The 25058-nt window shown below is 69.9% G+C and carries 25 protein-coding genes and 1 pseudogene; 19 read left to right on the top strand and 7 right to left on the bottom strand.

Features of this window, described 5'->3' with window-relative positions; translation table 11 throughout:
• Positions 1-28: 28 nt before the first annotated feature.
• From EFK10_RS07805 to EFK10_RS07795, 3 genes are all read left to right on the top strand, one after another.
• Entirely contained in the window at positions 29-1630 is a 1602-nt protein-coding gene (locus EFK10_RS07805) for a tripartite tricarboxylate transporter permease (protein ID WP_127355005.1), read from the top strand.
• Entirely contained in the window at positions 1627-2250 is a 624-nt protein-coding gene (locus tag EFK10_RS07800) for a tripartite tricarboxylate transporter TctB family protein (protein ID WP_127355004.1), read from the top strand. The genes EFK10_RS07805 and EFK10_RS07800 overlap by 4 nt, the downstream gene beginning before the upstream one ends.
• A 117-nt stretch (positions 2251-2367) precedes the next feature.
• Entirely contained in the window at positions 2368-3390 is a 1023-nt protein-coding gene (locus tag EFK10_RS07795; protein WP_127355003.1) for a cupin domain-containing protein, read from the top strand.
• A gap of 109 nt (positions 3391-3499) precedes the next feature.
• Here the strand turns inward: EFK10_RS07795 and EFK10_RS07790 are convergent, their stop codons facing one another.
• Both EFK10_RS07790 and EFK10_RS07785 read right to left on the bottom strand, forming a co-directional pair.
• Positions 3500-5086: an ethanolamine ammonia-lyase reactivating factor EutA gene (locus tag EFK10_RS07790; protein ID WP_127355002.1), complete on the bottom strand. Its 1587-nt coding sequence runs from the start codon at positions 5084-5086 to the stop codon at positions 3500-3502.
• An 89-nt stretch (positions 5087-5175) separates the two neighbouring features.
• Positions 5176-6294 carry a cupin domain-containing protein gene (locus tag EFK10_RS07785; protein WP_127355001.1) on the bottom strand — a complete coding sequence of 373 codons (1119 nt, stop codon included), beginning with the start codon at positions 6292-6294 and terminating at the stop codon, positions 5176-5178.
• A 323-nt stretch (positions 6295-6617) separates the two neighbouring features.
• On the opposite strand from EFK10_RS07785, the gene EFK10_RS07780 reads away from it, so the two are divergent.
• From EFK10_RS07780 to EFK10_RS07760, 5 genes are all read left to right on the top strand, one after another.
• On the top strand, positions 6618-6932 hold the full coding sequence (locus EFK10_RS07780; protein WP_456318720.1) for a 2Fe-2S iron-sulfur cluster-binding protein: 315 nt from the start codon (positions 6618-6620) through the stop codon (positions 6930-6932).
• 75 nt (positions 6933-7007) lie between these two features.
• Positions 7008-8294, top strand: a complete 1287-nt coding sequence (locus EFK10_RS07775; RefSeq protein WP_127354999.1) for an aromatic ring-hydroxylating dioxygenase subunit alpha — start codon at positions 7008-7010, stop codon at positions 8292-8294.
• 16 nt (positions 8295-8310) lie between these two features.
• Complete coding sequence (locus EFK10_RS07770) at positions 8311-8796, top strand: 3-methyl-2-oxobutanoate hydroxymethyltransferase (RefSeq protein WP_240677063.1); 486 nt, start codon at positions 8311-8313, stop codon at positions 8794-8796.
• A gap of 42 nt (positions 8797-8838) precedes the next feature.
• Entirely contained in the window at positions 8839-9672 is an 834-nt protein-coding gene (locus EFK10_RS07765; RefSeq protein ID WP_127354997.1) for a 3-methyl-2-oxobutanoate hydroxymethyltransferase, read from the top strand.
• 23 nt (positions 9673-9695) lie between these two features.
• Positions 9696-10544 (top strand): alpha/beta fold hydrolase, encoded by an 849-nt coding sequence (locus tag EFK10_RS07760; protein WP_127354996.1) that lies wholly within the window; start codon positions 9696-9698, stop codon positions 10542-10544.
• Between the two features lie 32 nt (positions 10545-10576).
• On the opposite strand, the gene EFK10_RS07755 is transcribed toward EFK10_RS07760, so the two are convergent.
• A complete protein-coding gene (locus tag EFK10_RS07755) occupies positions 10577-11017 on the bottom strand; it encodes an RpiB/LacA/LacB family sugar-phosphate isomerase (RefSeq protein WP_206305350.1) in 441 nt (146 codons plus the stop codon).
• A 24-nt stretch (positions 11018-11041) separates the two neighbouring features.
• Positions 11042-11986 (bottom strand): ABC transporter substrate-binding protein, encoded by a 945-nt coding sequence (locus EFK10_RS07750; RefSeq protein WP_240677062.1) that lies wholly within the window; start codon positions 11984-11986, stop codon positions 11042-11044.
• A gap of 82 nt (positions 11987-12068) precedes the next feature.
• On the opposite strand from EFK10_RS07750, the gene EFK10_RS07745 reads away from it, so the two are divergent.
• The 8 genes from EFK10_RS07745 (at position 12069) to EFK10_RS07710 (ending at position 20220) form a co-directional block, all read left to right on the top strand.
• Positions 12069-13187, top strand: coding sequence for a zinc-dependent alcohol dehydrogenase (locus EFK10_RS07745; protein WP_127354994.1), 1119 nt, complete (start codon positions 12069-12071; stop codon positions 13185-13187).
• Positions 13184-13873 carry a 4-carboxy-4-hydroxy-2-oxoadipate aldolase/oxaloacetate decarboxylase gene (locus EFK10_RS07740; protein ID WP_127354993.1) on the top strand — a complete coding sequence of 230 codons (690 nt, stop codon included), beginning with the start codon at positions 13184-13186 and terminating at the stop codon, positions 13871-13873. Before EFK10_RS07745 ends, EFK10_RS07740 begins: the two co-directional genes overlap by 4 nt.
• Positions 13874-13913: 40 nt before the next feature.
• Positions 13914-14936, top strand: coding sequence for an amidohydrolase family protein (locus EFK10_RS07735; protein ID WP_127354992.1), 1023 nt, complete (start codon positions 13914-13916; stop codon positions 14934-14936).
• Between the two features lie 5 nt (positions 14937-14941).
• A complete protein-coding gene (locus EFK10_RS07730; RefSeq protein WP_127354991.1) occupies positions 14942-15934 on the top strand; it encodes a type 2 periplasmic-binding domain-containing protein in 993 nt (330 codons plus the stop codon).
• Positions 15935-17000: 1066 nt separating this feature from the next.
• On the top strand, positions 17001-18242 hold the full coding sequence (locus EFK10_RS07725; protein ID WP_127354990.1) for a Dyp-type peroxidase: 1242 nt from the start codon (positions 17001-17003) through the stop codon (positions 18240-18242).
• Between the two features lie 111 nt (positions 18243-18353).
• Entirely contained in the window at positions 18354-19292 is a 939-nt protein-coding gene (locus EFK10_RS07720) for a sigma-70 family RNA polymerase sigma factor (RefSeq protein WP_127354989.1), read from the top strand.
• Between the two features lie 56 nt (positions 19293-19348).
• On the top strand, positions 19349-19906 hold the full coding sequence (locus EFK10_RS07715) for a dihydrofolate reductase family protein (protein WP_127354988.1): 558 nt from the start codon (positions 19349-19351) through the stop codon (positions 19904-19906).
• Positions 19903-20220 carry an EthD family reductase gene (locus EFK10_RS07710; protein ID WP_206305349.1) on the top strand — a complete coding sequence of 106 codons (318 nt, stop codon included), beginning with the start codon at positions 19903-19905 and terminating at the stop codon, positions 20218-20220. The genes EFK10_RS07715 and EFK10_RS07710 overlap by 4 nt, the downstream gene beginning before the upstream one ends.
• A 234-nt stretch (positions 20221-20454) precedes the next feature.
• Here EFK10_RS07710 and EFK10_RS07705 read toward each other — a convergent pair whose 3' ends face one another.
• From EFK10_RS07705 to EFK10_RS07695, 3 genes are all read right to left on the bottom strand, one after another.
• Positions 20455-20820 (bottom strand): hypothetical protein, encoded by a 366-nt coding sequence (locus EFK10_RS07705; protein WP_127354987.1) that lies wholly within the window; start codon positions 20818-20820, stop codon positions 20455-20457.
• The gene (locus EFK10_RS07700; protein ID WP_206305348.1) at positions 20817-21080 is read right to left on the bottom strand and encodes a hypothetical protein; all 264 of its coding nucleotides are present in this window, start codon (positions 21078-21080) and stop codon (positions 20817-20819) included. The genes EFK10_RS07705 and EFK10_RS07700 overlap by 4 nt, the downstream gene beginning before the upstream one ends.
• 317 nt (positions 21081-21397) lie before the next feature.
• Positions 21398-21919 (bottom strand): methyltransferase domain-containing protein, encoded by a 522-nt coding sequence (locus tag EFK10_RS07695; RefSeq protein WP_240677061.1) that lies wholly within the window; start codon positions 21917-21919, stop codon positions 21398-21400.
• Positions 21920-21922: 3 nt separating this feature from the next.
• On the opposite strand from EFK10_RS07695, the gene EFK10_RS07690 reads away from it, so the two are divergent.
• The 3 genes and pseudogenes from EFK10_RS07690 to EFK10_RS07680 form a co-directional block, all read left to right on the top strand.
• Positions 21923-22597, top strand: coding sequence for a hypothetical protein (locus tag EFK10_RS07690; protein WP_127354986.1), 675 nt, complete (start codon positions 21923-21925; stop codon positions 22595-22597).
• A gap of 226 nt (positions 22598-22823) precedes the next feature.
• Positions 22824-24791, top strand: a complete 1968-nt coding sequence (locus EFK10_RS07685) for a SpoIIE family protein phosphatase (RefSeq protein ID WP_127354985.1) — start codon at positions 22824-22826, stop codon at positions 24789-24791.
• Between the two features lie 108 nt (positions 24792-24899).
• Positions 24900-25058 (top strand): annotated as a pseudogene (locus tag EFK10_RS07680) (ISAs1 family transposase); the annotation flags it as partial.

Below are 25058 nucleotides of genomic sequence, written 5' to 3'. Positions count from 1 at the left end.
AGAAGCTTGCCAAGCACAAGGAGACGACGTGTTTAACGGCCTCATATCGGGGTTCTCCGGGCTGTTGAGCCCCTCCGCGCTGGCGCTGCTCCTGGTGGGCACGCTGATCGGCACGCTGGTCGGGGCCATCCCGGGACTGGGCGGCGCCGTCCTGCTGACTTTGCTGCTGCCGTTCATCTACGGCATGCCGATCGTGCCCGCGCTGGCCCTGCTGCTGGCCGCGCACACCGGCATCTACTTCAGCGGTTCGGTCACGGCCATCTTGTTCAACACCCCCGGCGCACCGGAGTCGGCGGCGACGACGTTCGACGGCTATGCCATGACGCGGGCCGGGCAGCCGGCCCGTGCCCTGGGCATCTCCGCGGCGGCCACCACCATCGGCGGCTGGATCGGCGTGGCGCTGCTCTTCGTGCTCATCCCGTTCATGAGCAAGCTGGCCACGCTCTTCCACGCCTCGGAGTACCTGGCGCTGGCGGTGCTGGCGATCGTGCTCATCGGCCAGATGCGGGCGGCGTCGGCCACCAAGGGCCTGCTGTCCGGGGCGATCGGCCTGATGACGTCGTTCGTCGGGTACGACCCGATCACCGGTGTGCAGCGGTACACAGGCGGTTACCAGTCGCTGTACAACGGGTTCAACATCACCGCGGCGGCGCTCGGCCTGTTTGCACTGTCGGAGATGTTCCGCATCTACGCCACCGGTCACGACTCGCTGTCGGCGAGTGGTGGCGCGGCCTCCATCCGCGAGGGCGACCACCCGGACAACAAGGTCCTCACCGGCGTACGCGACGTATTGCATTACCCCTGGCTCACCATCCGCTCCGCGGTTCTCGGCACCGTGCTCGGGATCATCCCCGGCATCGGCGGGATCGCGGCCAACTTCATCTCCTACGGCCAGGCGATGAAGATCTCCAAGCACCCGGAGCGGTTCGGGCAGGGCACGCCCGAGGGCATCATCGCGCCGGAGTCGTCCTCCATCTCCAAGGAGGCAGGCAACCTGCTGCCCACCGTGGCGCTCGGGGTCCCCGGCGGCGTCGGCATGGCCGTGCTGCTGAGCGGTTTCACCATCCTCGGCATCGTCCCGGGCCCGGCGATGCTCAAGGACCACGTCGACGCCGTCTGGGCGATGGCCCTGGTGATCGGCGTCGGAAGCCTGCTGTCCAGCCTGACCGGCCTGGGTCTGGCGCCGCTGCTGGCACGGCTGGCGAAGGTGCCCGGACGGATGCTGGTCCCGTTCGTCGTGGCACTGGGCTTCCTGGGCGTGTACGCCGCCTCCGACGAACTCGCCCAGGTCACGGTCATGGTGGCCTTCGGCGTGGCCGGCTACCTGATGACCCGCTTCGGCTACTCGCTGCCCGCAGCGATGATCGGCTTCATCCTCGGCAAGGTCGTGGAGAACAACCTGTACCTGGTCTCGCAGCTGCAGGGCTGGGGCGCGCTGCGCCGCCCGATCACCGACGTCATGGTAGCGATCACCGTCATGAGCCTGTTCGGCCCGCTACTCAAGCGGGGCGTCCGCCTGATCGCACCGCGCCGGCAGGCCGTGGCCCTCACCGCGCCGGTGCCCGCCGACACCGAGGAGCCTCTCGACGACCGGGCGACGCCGACAACGACCGCAGGAGAGCAACGATGACCACCACACCGCGCCGCCTCCACCTGGGCGAACTGATCATCGACATCGCCATCGTGGCCGGCTCTGCCCTGTACGTCCACGCCGCGAACGCCTATCCGCCACAGGGCCGGCAGATCCCGCTGGTCGTCGGCTGGCTCGCCATCATCCTGGGCGCCGTACACCTACTGGCCCACCTGGTCCCCCCGTTGTGGTCGGTCACCCACGACAGCGCGTCGCGCGGCAGATCGACGCGCGAGAAGGCAGGGCGGAACGTCGCCGAGCGGGTCGCCGAGGCAGACCACGCGCAGACCACCGAGCCTGCGGCAGACGGGGACTTCGCGGCCGACGATGCGAGCGGGGACGACGAGCCCGCCGCGGCCGTGAAGCCTCCAACCTCGCTGAAGACCTCGTTCGGCGAGCCGCGGCAGGTGCTGTACGCCATCGCGTGGGTCGCCGGACTGCTGGCCGGCATCTACGTGCTGGGCTTCGTGGTGGCGATCCCGGTCTTCTTCCTCGCCTACTTCGGTGCGCTGCGGGCCTGGCGTACCGCGGTGATCAGCGCCGTCGTGATGGGCGCGGTCACCGAGGGGCTGTTCGTCTACGCCCTGTCGGTGCCGCTGCCGCAGGGGCTGTTGTGGTGAGCGGCCCGGGATGCCGTCCGCCAATATAGGGCTAATGGTAAGCTATTTATACCTACGCTCTCAGAAACACGATGCAATCGCCGCGTGCCGTCACGGCCGCGAGAAGGTGAGGAACCCATGGGCAAGAAGGGGCGCGTGTTCGTACGCGGTCTGACGAGCGAGACCTACGGACTGGGCGAGTTCCGCCAGGCACAGCTCGCGGCGGAGCGGGTCCGGGACGACTCGGTGGTCGTGGACGACGCGAAGGTGGCCCACTCCGGCGACTCCGACGAGTCCCGCACCTGGTGGCGGGTCGGCCCCGGGGACGAGGACTTCCTCACCCAGACCCTCCAGGTGCACTTCGTCGAGCTCCCGCCGCACAGCTCCAACCACGGCCACGGGCACCAGAACGAGGCCGCCTTCTACATCCTGGAAGGCGCCGGCTACGAGATCCACGACGACATCCGCTACGACTGGAAGGCCGGCGACCTCGCCTTCGTGCACACCGACTCGGTGCACCGGCACTTCAACCCGTACGACGAGAAGGCCGTCGCGCTGGTGATGAAGGCCAAGTGCACCTGGATGTTCCTGGGCCTGATCCAGCAGGGCCGCAGCGGTCCCATCGAGCGCCCGCAGGAGTTCGGCGAGCGCGAGGACTGGTCGCGCATCTGGACGCCCGGCGTGCTGGAGCGCAAGAAGGTCGTCACCCCCGAGGACACCGTCTGGGAGACCACGCAGCTCGGCCGGGTGCGCGTGCTCAACAGCCCCGACCGCACCGACCTGCGTCAGTTCAGCGTGGACGTCTTCGAGCTGGACATTCCCGAGGGCAGCCGCTCCGGCAAGCACTGGAAGATGGCCGACGAGATCCTCTACGTGCTCGACGGCGAGGGCTACTCGCTGCACTGGGAGGTGCAGGAGGAGATCGCGGAGAAGTACTACGCCCGCGTCGCCAAGGAGCCCACCCGGCACGAGATCAAGAAGGGCGACACGCTGTACGTGCCGCAGAACACGATCGCCCAGCACTTCGCAGCCGACGGTACCCCGCTGCGCCTGCTGTCCGCGCAGAACCGCCTGTTCAAGCACCTTGGCTACGACAACGTGCACTACGTCGAGGACGCGCCGGAGTACACCGCGCAGCAGTCGGGGAAGGTGCCGGCCTGACCGGCCGGCACGGGGATGCGACCCGGTGGTGAGCCGGTAACGGCCGCCGCGCGGTCAGGGGAGCGGGTCCGCTCCCCTGACCGCGCGGCGGCCTTCGCCGTGGGCCGGCTCAGACGCCACGCTGCTCCTCGTTGAAGACCAGCGACTTGATGGTGACCGGCACGGTGTTCGACGGGTACCGCAGGCGGCCGATGTCGATGTAGTCAAAGTCCCGCAGGCTCAGGCCGTCGACCACCAGCAGCGGCACAGTCACGCCCAGTTCCTCGCGCAGCAGCCGGCCCAGCGTCATGGCCACGTCGCCGTCGAGCATCACGTAGACCGCCAGGCCGCGCTCGATGCGCCGCGCCAGTCCGTCGCGGATCCCGGCGGCAAAGGCGGACAGCCGCTCGTAGGCCGGCGGGCCGCTCCACTTCAGCGCGAGGACCAGATCCGCGTCGGACGCTGCGGCGTCGACCTCGGCCAGCCGCTGCCGGACCGCATACGCGACGGCCGCGCAGTCCACCAACTCACCCAGCGCGTAACGCGGGCGTACCACCTGAAGGTTGCGGCGCGGCAGCAGTGCGCCGGGGTCGGTGACACAGCCGGTGTTGCCGCTGAGCTGCACGCTGTACTCGGAGGCACCCAGCGCGGTGGCACGGATGCACTCCCCGGCAGGCAGCAGACGCAGCCGTAGTGCGCCGGAGTCGATCCGGCGGCGCAGCGCCCGTCCGAGCGGGCGCCCGAGGTCGCCGAAGCCTCGCGGCTCGCGGTCGTATACATACTCGGCGACCCCGCCGGAGAACATCACGCCGTCGATCCGGCCGAGCGGGGGCAGCGGGTCGGTGAGGTACAGCCATTCGAGACCGGCGGGCGGCCGGTCGGCGGTGAGGACGGCCACCAGGGCGTCGGCCATCGTGTCGGCCACCCGCTCGATCTCCTCAGTGCGCGCGGTGTCACCCAGTCGCCAGGCAAAGCCGGCCCGTGCGGCGTGTTCGCGGCCGGCCGGGTCGAGCCGCACGACGCGGTCGCGCTCGTCGACGACCTGGAGGCGGCCGCCGATGTGCACGGCCGCGGTGGCGGTCACCTGTCCGCCCTCGACAACCGCCAGCTTGGTCGTCCCGCCGCCGATGTCGACGGTGAGGACGCGCTGCCCGGTGTCGTACGAGGCCTTCGCCGCACCCGATCCAAAGGCGGCCAGCATGGCCTCCATGTGGTGCCCGGCGGTTGCGGTGACCAGCTCGCCGCCGCGTTCCGCCAGGACGGCGGCGATCGCCTCGGCGTTGCGTCGGCGCAGCGCCTCGCCGGTGAGGATGACCACGCCGGTGTCGATGGCCGCCGGGTCGGCGCCTGCGGCGCGGTAGGCGGCGTCGATGATCGAGCCCAGCGCCTCGGCGTCGATGTGGTCGGCGCTCGCGTACGGTGTCAGGGCGACCGGCGAGCGGTAGGTGGTGCGCCGGTCCACCACGATGTAGCGGCTCGTCAGGTCCTCGCTGATGCGGCGCAGGAGCAGCCGGGAGAAGACGACCTGGGTGCCGGACGAGCCGATGTCCATGCCGACGCTGTACAGCGTGACGTTGTCCTGCTGCCAGATCGGGTTGTCCTCCAGCGGGCCGACCGCCTCGTCGTCGTGTTCGTGGTCGTGGCCTGGGACGTGCGCGGAGTGGACCGTGCGCGGCTCGTGGTCGTGGTGGTACGGGTGCCCGTGTTGTTGCGTCACGGTCGTCCTCCAGGGGGAGCGGAAACGCCTGCGTGCGGCCCGCCGGCAAGGCGGGCCGCACGGTCAGCGGTGGTGGGGGTCGGCCGGCGTCACTCGGGTTTGGGCGCGAGTGTCGGGATCTCGGCCTCGTAGACCGCGTCCATCTGCGGCTTCATGCCGTGCTCGGCGAGGGCCTCGCGGAACATCTCGCGCACGACCGCGGATTCGTCGGCGTAGTCGATCTGGTCGCCGCCGATACGGCGGCTGATCCACGCCTTCGGCACCCCCTGGGCGTTGCGCACCGAGACAACCTCGTGCTTGAAAGCGAGATAGCGGCCCGGCTCGGCGCCGGTGTTGAAGTGCTGGTGGAACCACATGTTCGGCGGCACGATCAGTGCGCCGGGGCCCCACTCGTAGCGGCGCGGCTCCTCGCCCTCCGGCCACATCAGGCTGTAGCCGGTGCCGGACAGGATGATCACGTGGGCGCCCGGTCCGTGGCGGTGGCCCTTCTTGTAGGTGGCGGTCGGGAACTGCGAGATGTGGCTGTTCATCGACCCCTTGGCCATCGCGAAGCGGATGTGCCCGCCGCCCGCGCCGCGCTCCTTCGCCTCGATGAGCGGCAGGTTGACCGCGTCGGCCACGAAATTGGTGTCCAGCAACAGGCCCTTGTGCTCACCGCGCGGGGAGAAGTAGTCCGGCTCGCCGTTGAAACGGCTGGGGAAGTCGTGGGCGGTGCCGAAGACGAAGTCGACGTCGTCGTAGAGGTTGAGCACCGGCGGCAGGTTGGTGGAGGACACAAAGCGCGCGGGCTTGCGGCCGGAGCCGTTGAAATGCTGGTGGTTGGCGTTGAGCGGGATGGCGAAGATGGACCCCGCCTGCCACTCGAACGTGACCTCGGCGCCGGCGTCGTTCCACACACGGGTGGAGCCCTGGCCGTCCAGCACGAGGATCATCTCCTCGAACAGCTGCCGCTGCGGGGCCAGCTTGCCGCCGGCCGGGATCTCGCACACGTAGCAGTCGTTGGAGGTGCGGGTCGCCTCGTGGTTGATGAAGACGCCGCTGCCTCCGCGCCGCTCCCACGGCTTGAGCTCGACCGTGCGCAGGTCCGGCACATAGTGGGCGGCGATGATGTCCAGTCCCTCGGCTGCCACCCAGCGGGTGTAGGGGGACTCCTTCTCGGTGGCGAACTTCGCCGCCAGGTTGTCGTTGACGATGGCGTCCCTGGCCATGCGGCGGACCTCCCAGATCGGACGTGCCGGACGGCCCGTGGATGAGCCGACGGATCCGCGAAGCGGCGGGCGCCTGTCGTCCAGGGCAGCCGATCCACGATGATTGGTAAGACCCTAAGTCCAAAGATTTGAACGTGTCAACGAGGTGAACTACCTCCGACCGCGCCTTTGCTGAGGTCTGCCTTCCGTCCGGCGGCAGCCTTGCGCCTCCGCGCAGACTTCTGGTCTAATGGACATACCACTAGACGTCGATCCACGGGGAGCGCGTGTCGGCCTGTCCGGGGAGCACCAACCGTGAGAGGACACGAGGGATCTTGTCCAAAGTGATCTACATCGGCGCTGCGGGCCGCGAATGGGCCGTCGATGCGGCGGTCGGTGACTCGGTCATGTCCGCAGCCGTCAGGAACGGCGTGCCGGGCATCGTCGCCGAGTGCGGCGGCAACTGCTCCTGCGCGACCTGTCACGTCTACGTGGGCGAGCGGTTCGCCGACCTCGTCGGTCCTCCGGGCGACATGGAGGAGGACCTGCTCGACATGGCGGTCTCCGAACGGCGCGACACCAGCCGCCTCGCCTGCCAGATACGCGTCACCGACGCACTCGACGGCCTGGTCGTCGAGATCCCCGCCGACCAGCCCTGACAGCTTTGACCGCGCGCGAACGAGAGCGATGCCGCCACCACGGGTGGTGCGCCGTCACGTGAAAGGTATACGGCCGTGCTGAGAAAAGACATCAACGAGTTCCTGACGCAAACCGGCCCGGGGACGCCGATGGGCGAGCTCTTCCGGCAGTACTGGATGCCGGCGCTGCTCGCCGAGGAACTGCCGGAGAACGACTCCCCGCCGGTGCGCGTCAAGCTGCTTTCTGAGCGCCTGCTCGCCTTCCGCGACAGCGAGGGCCGCTACGGCCTGGTCGACGAGTTCTGCGCCCACCGCGGTGCGTCGCTGTGGTTCGGCCGCAATGAGGGCTCCGGCCTGCGCTGCCCCTACCACGGCTGGAAGTACGACGTCACCGGGCAGTGCGTCGAGGTGCCCTCCGAGGCGGACAACAGCAGCTTCTGCCAGAACGTCACGCTCACCTCATACCCGCTGGTCAAGATCGGCGATGTGCTGTGGACCCACATGGGCGACCCGGCCACCCGGCCCGGGCTGCCGGAGTTCGAGTTCGCGCAGGTGCCGGCCGAGCAGACCTACACCTCCAAGCGCTGGCAGCAGTGCAACTGGATGCAGGCATTCGAGGGCGGCATCGACTCCAGCCACGTGACGTTCCTGCACTCCGGTGGCCTTAAGACCGACCCGCTGTTCAAGGGCGCCAAGGGCAACGAATACAACATGAAGGACACCAAGCCCTTCTTCGAGGTCGCCGACAGCGACGGCGGGCTGTTCGTCGGCGCCCGCCGCAATGCGGAGGAGGGCAGCTACTACTGGCGCATCACGCCGTGGGTCATGCCCAACTTCACCATGGTGCCGCCGCGCGGCGACCACCCGGTGCACGGCCACTTCTGGGTGCCGATAGACGACGAGAACTGCTGGACGTACTCCTTTGATTACCACCCGGTCCGGGCGCTGACCGAGACCGAGCGGCAGGCGATGATCGACGGCCATGGCGTGCACAGTAAGAACATCCCCGGCACCTACCGGCCGGCGGCCAACATGGACAACGACTACCTGATGGACCGCGAGGCACAAAAGCGCGGCGACACCTACTCGGGCGTGGCGGGCATCGCCATGCAGGACGCCTCGCTGCAGGAGAGCATGGGACCGATCGTAGACCGTACCAAGGAGCGGCTGGTCCCTGCCGACAGCGGGATCATCAAGGCCCGTCAGAAGCTGCGCAAGGCGGCGCTCGCACTGCGGGACGAAGGCGTGACGCCTCCCGGCGTCAACCCGGCCCACCACCGGGTGCGCTCGGCGGCGGTGGTGCTCCCCCAGGCGGAGTCGTTCCTCGATTCCTGCCGTGACGCGGTCACCGCCACACCCGGCGTCCCGCAGTCGTCGGTCTGAGATGCCGGTGCCGTCGATGCAGCTGAGCGAATGCGCCAGGGCGACCTCCGCGAGCGAGTCGCGCTTCCGGATCACCGTGCCCATCGCGCCGGCCCGGGCCGCCCGGGTCATCGCGCTGGACCCGGTCGCCGCGGCGGTCACTCGGCGGGTAGCTGCCGGGCTGTGGGCCAGCGCCCGCTTCTACACCTGCCAGGACGGTCCCGTCGACGGCCCCGAGGCGCTGCCGCTGCGCGGCCTCGACGGCTCACGGGCCATGCTCGGCGAGGTGCTGACGGGCAGTGACGTGGTGGTCGTCGTAGCCACCGAGGACTCGGGGCGCGCGTGCGCCGCGGCCATCGGCAGGGCGTGCAGCGCCCGCGCGGTGACCACCGCCGGCGTGGTCCTCGGCGACGGTTTCGAGGCGGACGACGCCGTCGCGGCCCTGCGGCCGCACGCCCGGGTGTTGCTGCTGTCCGCCGACGAGAGCGACGTGTCCGAACTGCTCACGGCCCTGCGGGTCTGAGGGACACCGCCATGGGGCGGTGCCGACGAAGAGGAAGGCGAGATGGCCGAGAAGATCACCCCGCGCACACTGCAGCGCATGAAGGACGAGGGCCGCAAGATCGTGGGTGTGGTGGCCTGGGACTACCAGATGGCCCGCCTCGTGGACCGGGCCGGTGTCGATATCGTCTCGGTCGGCGACACGGTCGGCGTCAACCTGTGGGGGCAGTCCAACCCCTTCGAGGTGACGATGGACCAGATGCTCATCGTCACCGAGGCGGTGCGGCGCGGGGTGAAGCGGGCGCTGCTGAGCGCGGACTTCCCGTTCGGGCCGCTTCAGGAGGGCACCGGCAGCGCGGTGCGCGCGGCGATCCGGTTCGTCAAGGAGGCCGGCGTCGACATGGTCAAGCTCGACGCCGCCTCCGACTTCCTCGACGCGGTCACCGAGATCACCCGGGCCGGCATCCCGGTATTCGCCCAGTTCGGCATCACCCCGCAGACCGCGCTGCGCTACGGGGTGGAGTACAAGGCGATCCCGTCCGCGGCCGACCAGGTGCCGGTGGAGATGAAGGACGCGCTGGTGGCCGAGGCCAAGCGGCTGGAGAAGGCCGGCGCGGTGCTGCTGAACTTCACCAACTCCGGTCCGGTCGTCGGCGCCGCCGTGGCCGAGGCGGTCTCGATCCCGGTGGTCGGCGGCTTCGGCGGCGGCCCGTGGCTGGACGGCCGGATGCGGATGGCCAACGCGGCCATCGGCTACGCCGCCTCCGCCGTCGACGACCCGCCGGACACCTACGCCAACGTCGCACAGATCGCCCTCGACGCACTCACCTCCTACGTCGGGGACGTCCGCGCGGCCCGGCAGATCGCCGGCGGCATCCCGGTCCCGCCCGCGAACTGAACAACCCGGAAGGAAGACCCTTCATGCCCGCCGCCGTCATCGATGGGATCGCCACCCGCTACGAGGTGGCCGGATCCGGGCCGCCGCTGCTGATGTTCTCGCCCGGCGGCTTCGACTCCTCGCTGGAGAGCTGGCGCACGGTGGGCGTCTACCGCCGCCTGCGCCTGCTGGACCACCTCACCCCGCACTACACGTGCATCACTTTTGACCGCCGCGAGTCGGGCCACTCCGGCGGGCGCGTGGAGCGGATCTCCTGGGCGGGCTATGTGGCGCAGGGGCTTGGGCTGCTCGACCACCTGAACGTCGCGAGCGCCCACCTGATGGGCGGATGCGTCGGCTGCTCCAGCGTCGCAGCCCTTGCGGTGGCCCGGCCGGAGCGGGTGCTGAGCATGGTGCTGTACTCGCCGGCCGGCGGGGTGGCGTATCGCATGAAGCAGCACTCGCGATTCACCCAGCACCTCGCGTACTCCGACAAGTACGGCCTGGGGGGCGTCGTCGCCTTGGCTCGCGGCACCGTCGACGGCTTCAGCAAGGACCCCCGGGTGGGCCCGTGGGCCGGAGTGATCCGCCGGGACGCGGACTTCGCCGACCGGTACGCGGGCACCGACCCCGACCGGTACCGGATCGCCGTCACCGGGATGGCGCGGCTGCTGTTCGACCGGGACACGGTCCCGGGGCCCGAGCCGGAGGACCTGCTGCTGCTCGATGTTCCGGCGCTGATCGTGCCGGGGCAGGACGACTCGCACGCGCCCTCGGCCGCCCGCTACCTCCAGGAGTGCCTACCGCACGCCCAGTACTGGGACGTGCCGGTCGCCGAGCAGACCGAGGAGAGTGCGCCGTCGCGGGTGCTGGAGTTCCTGAAGTCGGTCTGACGGGTGGCCGCCCCCGCGGGGGCGGCCACCCGTCAGCGTTCCAGCGTGGCGATCTGGTCCAGCCGGCGCTGGTGGACGCCGCCGTTGAACGGGGTCTCCAGCCAGACCGCCAGGATCAGTTCGGCCGTCTCCGGCTCCAGGATCTTCGCGGCCAGCACCAGCACGTTGGAGTCGTTGTTGCCCCGGGAGATACGGGTGCTCCACAGGTCGTGGCACAGGCCGGCCCGGATGCCGCGGATCTTGTTGCACGCGATGGTCTCGCCCATCCCGCTGCCGCCCAGCACGATGCCCCGGTCGGCCGTGCCGTCGACCACCCGCGCGCAGACGTCCTCGCACAGCGGCGGGTAGTCGACGGTGCCGGCGCCCTTGAGCGCGCCGCGGTCGTCGACGGTGTGACCGTGCTCCGACAGCCACGCGGCGAGCGCGGCCTTGAGCGCGACGCCGTTGTGGTCAGCGGCGATGGCGATGCGCATGCTGCTCCCTCCCGGGTCCGGCGCTCAGGCCACCAGGTCGCGGCTGCCGACGGCGAACAGGTCGTCGAGCGGCACTGCTCGGTCCAGGATGCGCTGGTCGACGGCGTTGCGCATGAGCGCCTCCAGCACCGGCCGGTTGGGCTCGATGCCGTAGGGAAGCGGGTCGGCGCCGGTGGTCTCCATGACGCTGCGGTACATCCGGTCGGTCGCATCCGGCTCAGCAATGCCGGCCCGCAGCCGCTCGACGTAAACCTGCTTGGCGCGGGCAAAGGCCCCGAACACCTCAGCGGCCAACTCTGGGTACCGCGTGAGCAGTTCGTCCTTGATGACGACGAGGTGGTTGATCGGGTACGTGCCGCGCTCGCGCAGCGCGGTCAGCGCCGCCCGGGCCGGGTCCGCGATGAGCGGTGCGAGGCGGCCGGAGGAGGAGCCGACGCCGATGACGGCGGCGAGGTCGCCGTCGAGCACCATCTGCTCCAGGTCGGCGCCGGCCGGCATTGGCACGACGTTGGACGGCGGCCGGTACGCGGCCACGTGTTCGTCACCGGAGAGCACCCACGTCACGCGGTCAAGGTCGACGCCGTGCTCCTCGCGCAGGACAGCGCGCGCCCAAACGCCGGTGGTGACGGTGTAGCCGCGGTTGACGCCGACCCGGCGGCCCTCCAGGTCCTTTGGCTCGCGGATGCCGGAGGCCGGGTCGGTGAGGATCGCGCCGTGGTGGAAACCCCGTACCAGGAAGGCGGGCACGGCGGTGAACGGCGCGCCGTGCGCCTTGGCCACCAGATAGGTGGTCAGGGCCATCTCGCAGACATCGAATTCGAGGTCGCGGACCATCCGGCGGAAGGCGTGGACGAGCACGGGCACCTCCTCGAAGTCGAAGCGGAAGCCGTGTGGTGTCACCTCCCCGGTTTTGAGCGCCTCGTTGTCGCCCTGGGTGCGGGTCACTGTCCTGAGCAGAGGTTCGACCATGGGCAGAAAGGTAGCATGGTTAGTCCATAAGGCCATAGCGTATGGTGAGCGTCCCGAGCATTCCCGAGGGCTAGGAGAAGCCATGGCAGAGCAGGTGCTGGCGGCGGTCAGGACCGCGCCGGGCAGGACAGAGCTGCGCGAGTTCCCGATGCCGGACATACCCGACGACGGCGCCCTGCTCAAGGTCGAGGTCGCCGGAATCTGCGGCACCGACGTGAAGATGTACGCCAAGCCGCCGTTCGACGACCCGGTGATCATGGGCCACGAGAACGTCGGCGTCATCGCCAAGGCCGGGCGCGCATTCACCGAGCGCAAGGGCCTGGTGGAGGGCGACCGCGTCTTCGTCGAGCACTACGTCGGCTGCTTCCGCTGCCACTGGTGCCACCAAGGCGAGTACCGGCACTGCGAGGCCACCGACTGGCGCACCAACCCCGACGCCCGCCGCTACGGTTACACCTCGGCGGCCAACCCGTACCACCTGTGGGGCGGCTTCTCTCAGTACCTCTACCTGCCGTGGAACTCCGTCACCCACCGCGTCCCCGACGGCGTCTCCGCCGAACTGGCCGGCCTGGTCACCCCGTTGTCCAACGGGATCGAGTGGGCGCTGGTCACCGCGCAGGTCGGCTACGCCTCGACCGTCCTCATCCAGGGCCCGGGCCAGCAGGGCCTGTCGCAGGTCGTCGCGTGCAAGCAGGCCGGCGCCTCGCGCATCATCGTCTCCGGCACCACCAGGGACGCCGCCCGCCTGGCGCTGGCCAAGCAGCTGGGCGCCGACGACGTCATCGACGTGCTCCAGGAGGACGCCCTCGCCCGGGTGCTGGAGATCACCAGCGGCCGCGGCGTGGACGTGGTGCTGGACTGCACGGCGGGCGCGGGCACCGCGCCCGTACTGCTCGGCGTCGACGCGCTCAAGCGGCGCGAGGGCACGATGGTCGTCCAGGGCGAACTGGCCGCCTTTCCCGACTTCCCGCTCAAGAAGCTGACCGAGAAGTGCGTCAGCCTCAAGAGCGCCCGCGGCCACAGCTACCGCTCCTGCGAACTCGCCCTGCAACAGCTCGCCTCCGGCCGCTTCCCGCTGGAGAAGCTCGGCACGCACACCTTCGGGCTCGCCGACACCGACCGTGCCATCCGCACCGTCGGCGGCGAGACCGGCGAGGATGCCGTCCATGTCTCCCTGCTGCCGTGGCGAGTGACGGCATGAGCATCGTCGTCCGCAACCCGCTGCGCGCCGACCGCGCCGTCGCCGACGGCTTCGCCGCGTACGGGGTGGCCACCGTCCACGAGGCGCAGGGCCGCAGCGGCCTGCTCGACCCCGCGCTGCGCCCGGTCTGGCCCGGGGCGCACATCGCCGGCACCGCGGTCACGGTCAGCGTGCCGCCGGCCGACAACTGGATGATCCATGTCGCTGTGGAGCAGTGCCGCGAGGGCGACGTGCTGGTGGTCGCCCCCACCTCCCCCTCCGAGGCGGGCTACTTCGGCGACCTACTCGCCACCTCGGTGGCCGCGCGCGGCGTGCGCGGGGTGGTCATCGACGCCGGCTGCCGCGACGTGGCCGAGCTGCAGCGGGTGGGCTTCCCCGTGTGGGCCCGGCACGTCTGCGCGTTCGGCACCGTCAAGGAGACCCTTGGCGACGTCAACACGCCCGTCGTCTGCGCGGGTCAGCTCATCGCACCGGGCGACGTGATCGTGGCCGACGACGATGGCGTGGTGGTTGTCCCGCGCCGGAAGGCGGCCGACGTGCTGGCGGCCTCGCGGGCACGCGAGGAACGGGAGGCCGCGCTGCGCGAGCGGTACGCGCGCGGTGAACTCGGGCTCGACGTCAACGCGATGCGCGAGCGCCTCACCCGCAAGGGGCTGACATACGTCGACCGGGCCCCCGGCGCCTGACCGGCCGCGGCCACCCGCCCAGCAAGGAGGACCTGCCCCGATGATCATCGACTGCCACGGCCACTACACCACGACCCCGCCGGAGCACCAGGCGTTCCGCGACGCCCAGCTCGCCCGGCTCGCCGACCCCTCGCTGCCTGCGCCCGCGCCGGCTGCCATCAGCGACGACGCGATCCGCGAGAGCGTGACGAACCACCAGCTGAAGCTGCTGCGCGAGCGCGGCGGTGACCTGATGCTCTTTTCCCCCAAGGCATCGGGCATGGAGCACCACGTGCCCGACCCGGCGACCGCGCGGGCGTGGGCGCGGGCGAGCAACGACCTGGTCCACCGGGTCGTCGGCCTGTTCCCCGAACACTTCGCCGGCGTTTGCCAGCTGCCCCAGACACCCGAAAGCCCGCTCGACGACGTCATCGCTGAACTGCGTCGCTGTGTCGAGGAGTTGGGCTTCGTCGGCTGCAACCTCAACCCGGACCCGTCCGGCGGCCACTGGACCTCACCGCCGCTGACCGACCCATACTGGTACCCGCTGTACGAGGTCATGACGGAGCTGGACGTGCCGGCGATGGTGCACGTCTCCACCTCCTGCAACCCCAACTTCCACACCCTCGGCGCCCATTACCTCAACGCCGACACCTCGGTCTTCATGCAGTTCGTCCAGGGCGACCTGTTCGCCCGCTTTCCCACCCTGCGGTTCGTGATTCCCCACGGGGGCGGCGCGGTTCCCTACCACTGGGGGCGCTACCGGGGGCTCGCGGTGCGGATGGGCCGGCCCGACCCCGCCGACCACGTGATGGGCAACGTCTTCTTTGACACCTGCGTGTACCACCAGCCGGGCATCGACCTGCTGCACCAGGTGGCCGGCGAGGACAATGTCCTGTTCGCCTCCGAGATGCTGGGCGCCGTACGCGGCGTCGATCCGGACACCGGCATCGCCTGGGACGACACCAAGACCTACGTGGACCGGGCCGGGCTGAGCGACGAGCAGCGTCACAAGGTCTACGAGGCCAACGCCCGGCACGTCTACCCCCGCCTGGACGCGCGACTGACTTCGGAAGGCAGGTAAACGCGATGTCCCGGCTGCACCTCACCTTCGCCTGCGGCGACTACGACCGTACGCGCGCGCTGAACGAGGGGACGATCCGCCCCGACGGCATCGACCTGACCTACCTGCGGCTGCCGGTGGAGGAGACCTTCTTCCGCATGATCCGGCACCGCGAGTTCGAGGTGGCGGAGATGTCGCTGTCCTCGTACGTCGTCTCGCTGCGCGAGGACCCCTCGCCGTTCGTGGCACTGCCGGTCTACACCTCGCGGATGTTCCGGCACAGCTCGCTGTACGTCAACGCCGGCGCCGGCATCGACGCGCCGGAGGACCTGCGCGGCAAGGTGGTCGGCACACCGGAGTACCAGCTGACGGCCGGCGTGTGGATGCGCGGCATCCTCGGTGACCGGCACAGTGTCCCGTTCGACTCGGTCAGCTACGTCACTGGCGGCCAGGAGACAGCCGGCCGGGTGGAGAAGGCGAAGCTCGACCTGCCGGACTCGGTGCGGATCACCCGCGCACCACAGGGCCGGACGCTGGCCGCGATGCTCGCCGAGGGCGAGATTGACGCGCTGTGCACCCCACGCGTGCCGAGCCCGTTCGTGGCCGGCGACCCGCGCGTACGGAGGGTCTTCCCCGACGTCGTCGGCGCGGAGAAGGAGTACTGGGCGGCGATCGGCGTCTTCCCGATCATGCACGTGGTCGTCATTCGGCGCGACGTCTACGAGCGCCACCGCTGGGTAGCGCAGTCCCTCTACAAGGCGCTGCTCGCTGCGCGCGACCAGGCGTACGACACCTTGTACGACACCTCGGCGCTGCGCTTCATGCTGCCGTGGCTGACCCCGCAGCTGGAGGAGGCTCGCGAGCTGCTGGGCCGCGACTACTGGTCGTACGGGATCGAGGACAACCGCGCCGCGCTGGAGGCGTTCCTGCGCTACCACCACGAGCAGGGGCTCTCGCAACGGCTGTGGACGCCGCAGGAGCTGTTCGCGCCGGAGTCCACCGAGGCGGCGGTCATCTGACCACCGGCCGGCAGCGTGCCAGGGGTGACCAGGAAGACGTCGCGCCAGCGGTGACGGGTACCCGATTGCGCAACCCGACGCGGGGATTGCGCAAACCTGCGGCGCCCGGCGATCTTCGCCGGTCGCACTGTGCAAGAGCGACGGGACTCTTGCGCAGGCGGTCGCCCGGTCGTGCCGCGCTGCTGTCGTCGGCCCGTCCACGTTGGCTGCGCATGCCTTCACCAACTCCTGCGCAGCTTCTTCCGGGCGCTTGCTCGCGTCCGCCGACGCGGGCGACCGGGTGTGCGGCGTCGGTCCGAGTCCCGCGTGGCCGCTACGTTCTGTCACGCGGCTTGGAGGACAGCCGAAGGCCCCGGCGGTCTGTGTTGGGTAGATCGCCGGGGCCGGTGCGGTATGGACGCCTCGGGGGCGGGCGTACGGGGTCAGGAGCGGTGGGGGCCGTGGCGTCCCTCCGGGTCTTGGACCAGGACGGGAGTGGCGTCTGCACCGTCCGTCATGCGCCACGGGGGCTACGCAGACAGACAGCGGGCTAATGGGGAATCATCCGCGCTCTTGGCGGTAGGTGTCCCAAAGCTTCTGCGCGGCATCACAACGGTCCCTCTGGGGCACGCAGTCCGCGCAGTCCTGAGCGTGGTCGAGGAACACCCGGTACGCGGTCTGGGCGCGGCCACCCAAGCTTGAGGAAGGACCAGAGCTGACCGTCCTCGACCTGGTCGCCGGGAAGCCGCGGTGCTGGTGTCCGCACAGTGACAGCACACGAGCACACGGCCGGCACCGCCCACCGGACGCGCTCCCCACTGCCTCACCCCCTCACGCCGCACTGCTCAGTGGCGCGAGCATACATGTCCGATATGCTCAGTTTTGCGGGCAGTCAGTTCGCGGGCGGTAATCCCATGCGCTGGTTGGGCTGCCGCATACGGTCTTGCCCTCTTGGGCCGGCCCGGCTCACGGAAACCGATCGCGGCAGCGCCGTACGGCTTGCCACCCGGCTCGTTGCCTGAGGGGAACCATGACTGAGGAAACATCAGCGCCCCTGGATGAAGGGTGGAGCGGCGAAGGGTGCCCGATGGGTGCCTTTGCTCGGCGGTCGTTCCTTCAGGGCGCCGCCGCGGGCCTGGCCGGAGCGGCGGGCGGAACCGCCTTGGGTGGCGGTGCCGCGCTCGCCGACCCGGTGGCTCAAGGCGAGGAACCGAAATCCCGTGTGATCCCCTTCCACGGGTATCACCAGGCAGGGATCGCCACCCTGCCCCAACAGGTCGCGATTTTTCTCTCGTGCGACGTGACCGCCTCCAACCGCAAGGAACTCACCGAGCTGTTCCGCACGCTGACCTCGCGAGCCCGCTTCCTCACGGCGGGCGGAACACCGCCGAAGGTGTCCCCGACCGCAACGCCGTCGGACAACGGCATCGTGGGACCCACGGTCGCGGCGGACGGTCTCACCGTGACCGTCGACGTGGGCGCGTCCCTCTTCGACGACCGCTACGGACTGAGCTCGCGCAAGCCGGTCCAGCTCGTCACGATGACGCCCTTCCGCCATGACGACCTGGACCCCAAGCTGAGCCAGGGTGACCTGCTGATCCAGATCTGCGCTGACTACCGCGACACGACGGTGCACGCACTGATCGACATCCTGACCCACACCAAGTCCTTGATGAAGCTGCGCTGGCGCATCGACGGCCAGCGCAATCAGGAGCGTCCCGTCGGTGTCCGGCGCGACTGGTTCGGCTTCAAGGACGGCATCTCCAACCCATCCGTCACCGACGACACCCAGATGAACCAGTGGGTCTGGGTCCAGCCGAAGAGCGCCGAACCGGCCTGGGCCGCGGGCGGCACGTACCACGTGGTGCGCATCGTGCATTTCCACATCGAGGCGTGGCAGAAGGTGCCGGTTGCCCAGCAAGAGCGGATCTTCGGCCGCCGCAAGGCGAGCGGCGCCCCCATGTACGCCGTGGGCGAGAACGCCAACGATCTTTTCGACCCCATCTACACCAACGACCCCCAGGGCCTGATCACCGCGCTGAACTCTCACATCCGCCTTGCCAATCCCCAGACTCCGCAGACCGCGGCGACCAGCACCATCCTGCGTCGCAGTTACGACTACGACCGCAGCTTCAACCTGCAGGACCTCGACATGGGGCATGCGTTCAACTGCTTCCAGCAAGAACTCAAGAACTACACCACCATGCAGACCCGGTTGGAAGCCGAAGCTCTGGTGCCGTACATCACCCCGAAGGGCGGGGGCTACTTCTTCGCACTTCCGGGGGTCCGGGACGAGAGGGACTACTACGCCCGCGGGCTCCTGACCTGACCTGATCCCCCGCCGCCGGGCAGTCGTCGGCGAGACGCCGCCCGCTTCGGATCGCCCGTTCGGAACCTCATCGCGGGCCGTCCGGAGGGCCGCGTACGCCATGATGGGCCGGTGGACTTCGAGCCGTACCGGGGTGAGTTGGTGGCGTACTGCTACCGGATGGTGGGCTCGTTTCACGAGGCCGAGGATCTGGTGCAGGAGACGATGCTGCGCGCGTGGAAGGCTCGCGCTCGGTACGACCGCACGCGCGCGTCCGTACGGACCTGGCTGTACCGGATCGCGACCAACGCGTGCCTGACCGCGCTGGAGGGGCGTGCCAGGCGTCCGTTGCCGTCCGGGTTGGGCGCGCCGAGCGACGATCCCGGGGCGCCGCTCACGCCGGCGTTCGACATCCCCTGGCTCCAGCCGTTTCCCGACGCGCGGTTCGACACGGGGGTGCGGGCCGACATGCGGCTCGCGCTGGTGGCGGCGATGCAGGTCCTGCCGCCACGGCAGCGGGCCGTGCTTGTGCTCCGCGAGGTACTGGAGTTCAGTGCCGCCGAGGTTGCCGCGCAGCTTGGGACCACGGTCACGGCCGTCAACAGTGCTTTGCAGCGGGCCCGCGCCGCCCTCGCGGACGTGGGCGACGTGGGGGAGGTCACCGAGCCGGACGATCCCGAGGTACGCGCGGTGATCGAACGGTACGTTCGGGCGTTCGAGGCGGCCGATGTCCCCGCGCTCGTACGGCTCCTCACTGACGAGGCGGTCCTGGAGATGCCGCCGGTGCCGCTGTGGTACCGGGGCAGCCGCGACTACGGCCTGTTCATGCGCCGCGTGTTCGAGATGCGCGGGACGGGCTGGGGCGTGCGGCATCTCACGGCCAATGGGCAGCCCGCGCTCGCCGCGTACGCGCCGGAGCCCGGCGGCGGACATCGGCTGCACACGCTCCAGGTCTTCACGGTCACCGGTGGCAAGGTCGCGCACAACGTGGTGTTCGCCGATCCCCGCGTGTTCGCGGCATTTGACCTGCCTCAGCAGATTTCTTTCGACGAGTTTCGCCGGGTGCGATGAGTCGGGCCGATGCCGCCGGTACGTACGGGTGAGCATCGATCGAAGGGACACCCATCGTGAGCGTCATCGTCATTGAGTTCATCACCCTGGACGGGATCGTGTCCGACCCGGACGGGTCCGGGGGCACACCGACCGGCGGCTGGGCATTCCGGCACGGTCCCGAGACGGTCGCCGGGGACAAGTTCCGGCTCGGGAGCGTGCTGGACGACGGGGTCATGCTGCTGGGGCATAGGACCTGGCAGTTGTTCTCGCGGCTCTGGCCGGGACGCGACGATCCGTTCTCCGCGCGGATGAACGCCGTGCCGAAACTGGTCGCCTCCCGAACGCTGACCGATGCGTCGGCGTGGGCGAACTCGCAGGTCATCGACGGCGACCTCGTCGACGCCGTCAAGCATGAGCGGCGCGATGTGATCATCACTGGCAGTCTGAGCGTCGTGCACGCGCTGATGGCCGAGGACCTGATCGATGAGTACCGGCTCCTGACCTTCCCCACGATCCTCGGCACCGGCGAGCGGCTCTTTCCCGCCGGCGGCCTGCCCGCGTACCTGGAGTGCCTGTCGGCCGAGCGGGCCGGCGCCGCAGTCCTCGCGCGGTACGGGAGGGCAGCAAGGTGACGGTTCGCTTCCTCGCCCTGTACGAGACGCCGGCCGACCCCGAGGCGTTCGATCGGCGCTACCGCGAGGCCCACATTCCGCTCGGGCGCCAACTGCCGGGGTTGCGCCGGTACGCGGTCGGCCGTGACGTCGCGGCCGTACGGGGCGGCGCTCCGTACTACCTGGTCGCCGAGCTGGAATGGGACACGATGGACGAACTGCGCGCCGCGTTCGCCTCGCCCGAGGGCCGCGCAACCGCCGCCGACGCTGCACGCCTCCAGGAGCTCACTCCGGTACGCAGCATGATCTTCACCGTGGACGATAGCGTGATGTAGTCACACGCTTACGCGTCTCCGCGGCCTGTCGATCTCACCGGCCGGGTCAAACCGACCGTGCGCCCCCGCCGCCGTTGTCACCGGGCTGCGATCCGTGCATGGCGTTCACCCTGTGCACGGTAGACCGGCGCGGGCGCGGGTACGCCGTGAATATCCACAGGGCCAGCACCTGGCGGCCGGGTGTCCGCTCAGGCGGCGGCGGTTCGCGGGAGGGTTGCCGATCGCCCCCTCTCCTCAGCTCGTCCAGGACTTGAGCTGGACTGCGACCTCCCGCACCGGGAGACCGTCCCGAGCGGCGCGGGCCAAGGGGAGGACGGTGTCCAGGCCTGGGCTGACTGGCAGGCTGCACGCGGCCAGGTACGCGGCGGTGACGGTGGCCGCGAACAACAGGTTGCGGACCTCCAGGCTCGGGTTCCGGGCCAACTCACAGAGCAGCGCTGCTGCCTTGTGGTGCGGCTCGGGGTAGACCTCATGGTCCAGGATCTCCGCGCGGTGTCTGGCCTCAGCCGCGACTGGGACGCCGTAGTCGACGACCTGGGGGTCTCCAGGGATCTGCTGGGCAACGGCCAGGATCCACGCGAGATCGACCTTCAGGTTCACGCGGCGTCCCTGGGAGCGTCCTGGGTCGGCCGGGCAGCGAGACCCGGGTACGGGTCCTCGCCGAACTCCGTCTCGAACTGATCGGCGTAGGACGCCAGGAACGCCTGCGCCCCGGCCATGAACGCCGAACGCGACTCGTTCACGTCCTGCTCGATCAGATCCGCGAGGTACCCCTGCAAGCTCAGGCCCCGCCGCTTGGCCCTCTCCTCGGCAGCCGCCCGCGTGCTGTCGTCCAACCGGACGTTGGTCTGCTTACTCATACCCCGAGCATAGCTAGCCATTGATACCAGTGTCTAGCAGTCGGAGGAAGCGGCCGACTCGCCACCCTCAGACCCGGCAGGCGCCGGCCGCGGTGTAGGGGACCGCCGACCGGCGGGACAGACGCCTGCGAGAGCCGGCCGCCCCGGCACTTTAGGGACAGCCGAGTCGGCGGCGCGGCGGCGAGGGCCGGGCGGTGGGCGACGCGGGCCGCGCGGCCACAAGGACCAGTTGCCCAACAAGTCGTCGGTGAACCTGGGTATGTGGTGCGACAGCGTGCGCAGCGGGCGGGAGTCAGGGGACCCTTGGAGAGGAACAGTCAGTCGTTCGCGTCCCGCGTTCCACTTCGTCGCTGAACTAGCAAGCTCCCCAGCACCGCGCCCGGCCGGGTCTGGGTGAGCCACGCGGCCGGAATGTCGGGCATGGCGCACGTGGCGATCAGGACATCGAAGCGGCGGGTGCCGACCGCGCCGAGCGCCCCGTCCCCGACACGCACGGCAGGCTTCCAGCCCAGCATGTTCAGCCGGGCCTCGGCGGCGCCCGCCAGCTGCGGATCGACCTCGACGGTGACGACCTGCTCGGAGGACAGGCGACGGCACAGTAAGGCCGTGTTGAAGCCGGTGCCCGTGCCGATCTCCAGCACCAGCGCATCGTCGTCGACGTGCAGGGCCTCCAGCATCCGCAGCATCAGCGACGGCGCAGTGGACGACGACGTGGCAACACCATCGGTCATCTGCACCGTCAGCGCCGCGTCCTCGTACGCCCCCACCATCCAGTCGGGGTCGTCGCGCTCGACCCGCTGGGGCTTCTCATCCGGGCCGAGCCGCCAGTAGCCGGGCACGGCGTGGCCACCACGGCGTTCCGCCGCCTGGACGCCACCGTCGCCTCACGCGACCTCGCCGAAGCCACCCAAGCCCACCTGCGGCTCATCCAGCGCGTCGCCTCGCAGGCCCCCGACGCCTCCCACAAGGCGCGCATGGCCGCCGTGGGCAGCGAAGCCGCGTCCCTCGTCGGCTGGCTCGCCTGGGACATGGCCGACCACGGCTCGGCACGCACCTGGTACGGGTCCGCGATCAAAGCCGCCCGCACTGCCGGCGACCCACTGCTGGCGGCCTACCAGACCGGCTCCGTCGCCCAGTTCGAAGTCGAGGCAGGCAACACCGCAGAAGGGCTGTGCCTGATCGCCCGCGTCCGCCGCCAACTCGGCCCGGACCTGCCCGCGATCGCCGCCGCGTGGCTCGCGTCCATCGAGGCCGTCGCGCACGCCACCGCCGACGACGACCGAGCCACCGAACGGGCCCTGCGCGCCTGCGAACAGCACACCGCCCGCGTGCCCCGCGAGGACCCACCACCGTGGCCGTGGGTGTTCTCCTTCGACGAACGCAAGGTCGCCTCCTGCCGCGTGGTGTGCGGGGCCCGCCTGGGCCGGGCCCGCTGGATCCCGACGTCGCAGGAGATCGCCACAGCCCTGTCGCCCGGCCACGAGAAGCAGCGGGCGCTGCTTGCTCGCCGGGGCTGATCTCGACGGACCGGACTGCCCTTGCTGGGGTTGCTGTACTCCGCTGCTGTACCGCGACCGAGCTCCGTCGACCCCTCTTCACGGGCGGCCGTCTACCGTTTCCAGCGGGTTCCCTGCCGTCGTCACTCGACGCAGGCGGTCAAACACACCCTTTACCCAAGACGTCGCGGCAAAATGCGCGAAAATTGCTGAAGAGACTGTTTTGGTATTTGTTAGGGAGCCACAGATGGACGCCTCGGACGAACTCCTTCGAAGGGCTGACCCGGCGGCTCTTTTGACGCTGGACGGTGCCATCCGCAGCCTCAACGCTGCGATGGCCACGGCGCTGGGCAGGCCGGCTGAGCAGTGCCTGGGACGTGGCTTCGGTGATCTGTGGCTCGCAAGCCAGCGGATGTCGGCCGAGAGTCTCGTGGTCCACGCCGCCAGGACGAAGTCGGTCGCGATGCGGGTGCTTGAGTTCCCCGGGCGAGGCGGAGCATCCGTTGCCTGCTTGATCGAGGCGCGGTCGGTGAAGGATCCCGCAAGTGGCGAGCAGCTGGTCTGGGTGCACGCTCTGGATGCGCGGAACGACCTGGCGAGCCTGCTGATCCCGTTCCGGATGGCCACCACGGCCGCCGAACTCGGCCTGTGGATGTATTCACCCCATGAGCACCAGCTGGAGTGGCTCGGTGGCGCACCCGCTCTGGCTGCGACCTTCCCGGATCCCATTGCGTCCCTTTCCAGTGTGATCTCGGCAGTGCACCCTGACGACCGGGAGGCCTTGCGGCAGCTCCTGCGCTCGGCCTCCGCCCAGTCCTCCTGGGTGAGGTTGCGGTACCTCACCCAGCACGACGGCTGGCACCAACTGGCCGTTCAGACCCGTCGGATCCGGCTGGGCTATGACGGACCCGAGCGGATCTTCGGGGTGGTCCGCGACGACACCAAGCAGGAGAAGCGCAAGGAGAAGGCGCAGGCCGCACTGACTGCCGAGCGACAGCGCGCCAAGGAGATCGCCGAGTTCTCCTCCGCCTTGATCACCGCAGCCACGGCGCAGGAACTGCAGCAGGTCGTCCTGACCCGGCTCGCCGCGACCTTCGGTGGTACCGGCGCCTTGCTCGCACTCGTCGACGAAGGCCGCCTGCGCGTCTCCACCGATGCCGGGGTAGCCATGTGGGAGGTCGAGGCCCTGCACGGCCTGCGGCTGGACCAGCCGAGCCCGCTGCCCGAGGCGATCCGCAGCGGCCGGCCGCAGTTCATCCCCGACCGGGAGGATTACATCCGCCGCTGGCCGCATGGGGCCGGATTTCCGTGGCTCGCCCGGCTCGGCTTCGAGTACACCACCTCCATCACCCCCCTCAGCGAGACCGGCAATCAACCGCTCGGGGCGTGGATGGTGTTCTACGGCAGCGGACACCGGCCGTCCCTGGATGAGCGGACCCTCATGGGTACGCTGGCCGACCTGGCAGGCCAGGCACTGAGGCGCATCAGGTCGCAGCAGGCACGAGTCGAGCTGGCCACGGCGCTGCAGCAGACCATGCTCCCCACGCTGCCTGAGCACCTCCCGGGCCTGGAGGTCGCCGCCCGCTACCGACCGAGCCGGGACGGGCTGGATATCGGCGGAGACTGGTACGACGCCTTCGTGATGCCCGACGGTGCGGTGGCTCTGGAGATCGGCGACGCCCAAGGGCACGACGTGGATGCGGCCGCCTTCATGGGACAGGTGCGCGCCTCCATGCGTGCGATCGCCGCCCACGAACCGGATCCCGCAACCGTGCTGACGCGCACCAACGAGCTGCTCGTCACGATGGATGCGGCACGATTCGCCAGCTGCACCATGCTGCATCTCGACCCGCGCGACGGACGGGTCACCGGCGCCAGCGCCGGCCATGTGCCGGTGCTGTGCGCGCGCAAGGACGGCAGCCACAGCATCCGCGAGCTGCCGGGCGGGCCGGTCCTGGGAGTCGTGCCCGACACCGAGTACCGCGAGGAGACCTTCACCCTGGACGAGGGCAGTGCGCTGGTCATGGTGACCGACGGCGTGGTCGAAGGACCGGGCCTCACGTTGGAAGCCGGACTGGAGCGAGCCGGAACACTGGCCGGCGCGGCCCTCCACGACGGACTGAACGCCGAGGAGACCGCCGACCGCATCCTCGACGCCGCGGTCGCGGTAGACCACCTCGACGACGTGGCCGTGCTGGTCATCCGCCGCACATGACGGCGCCCGCGTCCTCACACACCCTCTATACGGACCCCCCATGCCAGCCGCGGAAGGACCCTCCGGCCCCAGTCACCCAGAGCCCCAGTTTGGAAGAGTGAGGCTGAACGCCGCCGCCTGGGAGCGAAGAAGTGGCAGACCGAGACGGTGTTCGCCATCACCGATCTGACCGCCGAGCAGGCCACCGCAGAAGAGATCGCTACTTGGGCGCGGGAGCACTGGACCGGGGAGAACACCGTGCACTGGAGTCGCGATGTCACCTTCCGC

It is taken from the genome of Streptomyces soli, from assembly GCF_003999195.1.
In the GTDB taxonomy this organism is placed as follows: Bacteria; Actinomycetota; Actinomycetes; order Streptomycetales; family Streptomycetaceae; genus Actinacidiphila; species Actinacidiphila soli.
This window is presented reverse-complemented; position numbering and strand designations above follow the sequence as displayed.

Excerpts from the sequence above, each read along its gene's own strand:
- EFK10_RS07735 (WP_127354992.1), top strand. The coding sequence starts at position 13,914 with ATGATCATCGACTGCCACGGCCACTACACCACGACCCCGCCGGAGCAC.
- EFK10_RS07765 (WP_127354997.1), top strand. The coding sequence starts at position 8,839 with ATGGCCGAGAAGATCACCCCGCGCACACTGCAGCGCATGAAGGACGAG.
- EFK10_RS07785 (WP_127355001.1), bottom strand. The coding sequence starts at position 6,294 with ATGGCCAGGGACGCCATCGTCAACGACAACCTGGCGGCGAAGTTCGCC.
- EFK10_RS07760 (WP_127354996.1), top strand. The coding sequence starts at position 9,696 with ATGCCCGCCGCCGTCATCGATGGGATCGCCACCCGCTACGAGGTGGCC.
- EFK10_RS07700 (WP_206305348.1), bottom strand. The coding sequence starts at position 21,080 with ATGAGTAAGCAGACCAACGTCCGGTTGGACGACAGCACGCGGGCGGCT.
- EFK10_RS07755 (WP_206305350.1), bottom strand. The coding sequence starts at position 11,017 with ATGCGCATCGCCATCGCCGCTGACCACAACGGCGTCGCGCTCAAGGCC.
- EFK10_RS07685 (WP_127354985.1), top strand. The coding sequence starts at position 22,824 with ATGGACGCCTCGGACGAACTCCTTCGAAGGGCTGACCCGGCGGCTCTT.
- EFK10_RS07730 (WP_127354991.1), top strand. The coding sequence starts at position 14,942 with ATGTCCCGGCTGCACCTCACCTTCGCCTGCGGCGACTACGACCGTACG.
- EFK10_RS07795 (WP_127355003.1), top strand. The coding sequence starts at position 2,368 with ATGGGCAAGAAGGGGCGCGTGTTCGTACGCGGTCTGACGAGCGAGACC.
- EFK10_RS07770 (WP_240677063.1), top strand. The coding sequence starts at position 8,311 with ATGCAGCTGAGCGAATGCGCCAGGGCGACCTCCGCGAGCGAGTCGCGC.
- EFK10_RS07740 (WP_127354993.1), top strand. The coding sequence starts at position 13,184 with ATGAGCATCGTCGTCCGCAACCCGCTGCGCGCCGACCGCGCCGTCGCC.
- EFK10_RS07750 (WP_240677062.1), bottom strand. The coding sequence starts at position 11,986 with ATGGTCGAACCTCTGCTCAGGACAGTGACCCGCACCCAGGGCGACAAC.
- EFK10_RS07745 (WP_127354994.1), top strand. The coding sequence starts at position 12,069 with ATGGCAGAGCAGGTGCTGGCGGCGGTCAGGACCGCGCCGGGCAGGACA.
- EFK10_RS07725 (WP_127354990.1), top strand. The coding sequence starts at position 17,001 with ATGGGTGCCTTTGCTCGGCGGTCGTTCCTTCAGGGCGCCGCCGCGGGC.
- EFK10_RS07800 (WP_127355004.1), top strand. The coding sequence starts at position 1,627 with ATGACCACCACACCGCGCCGCCTCCACCTGGGCGAACTGATCATCGAC.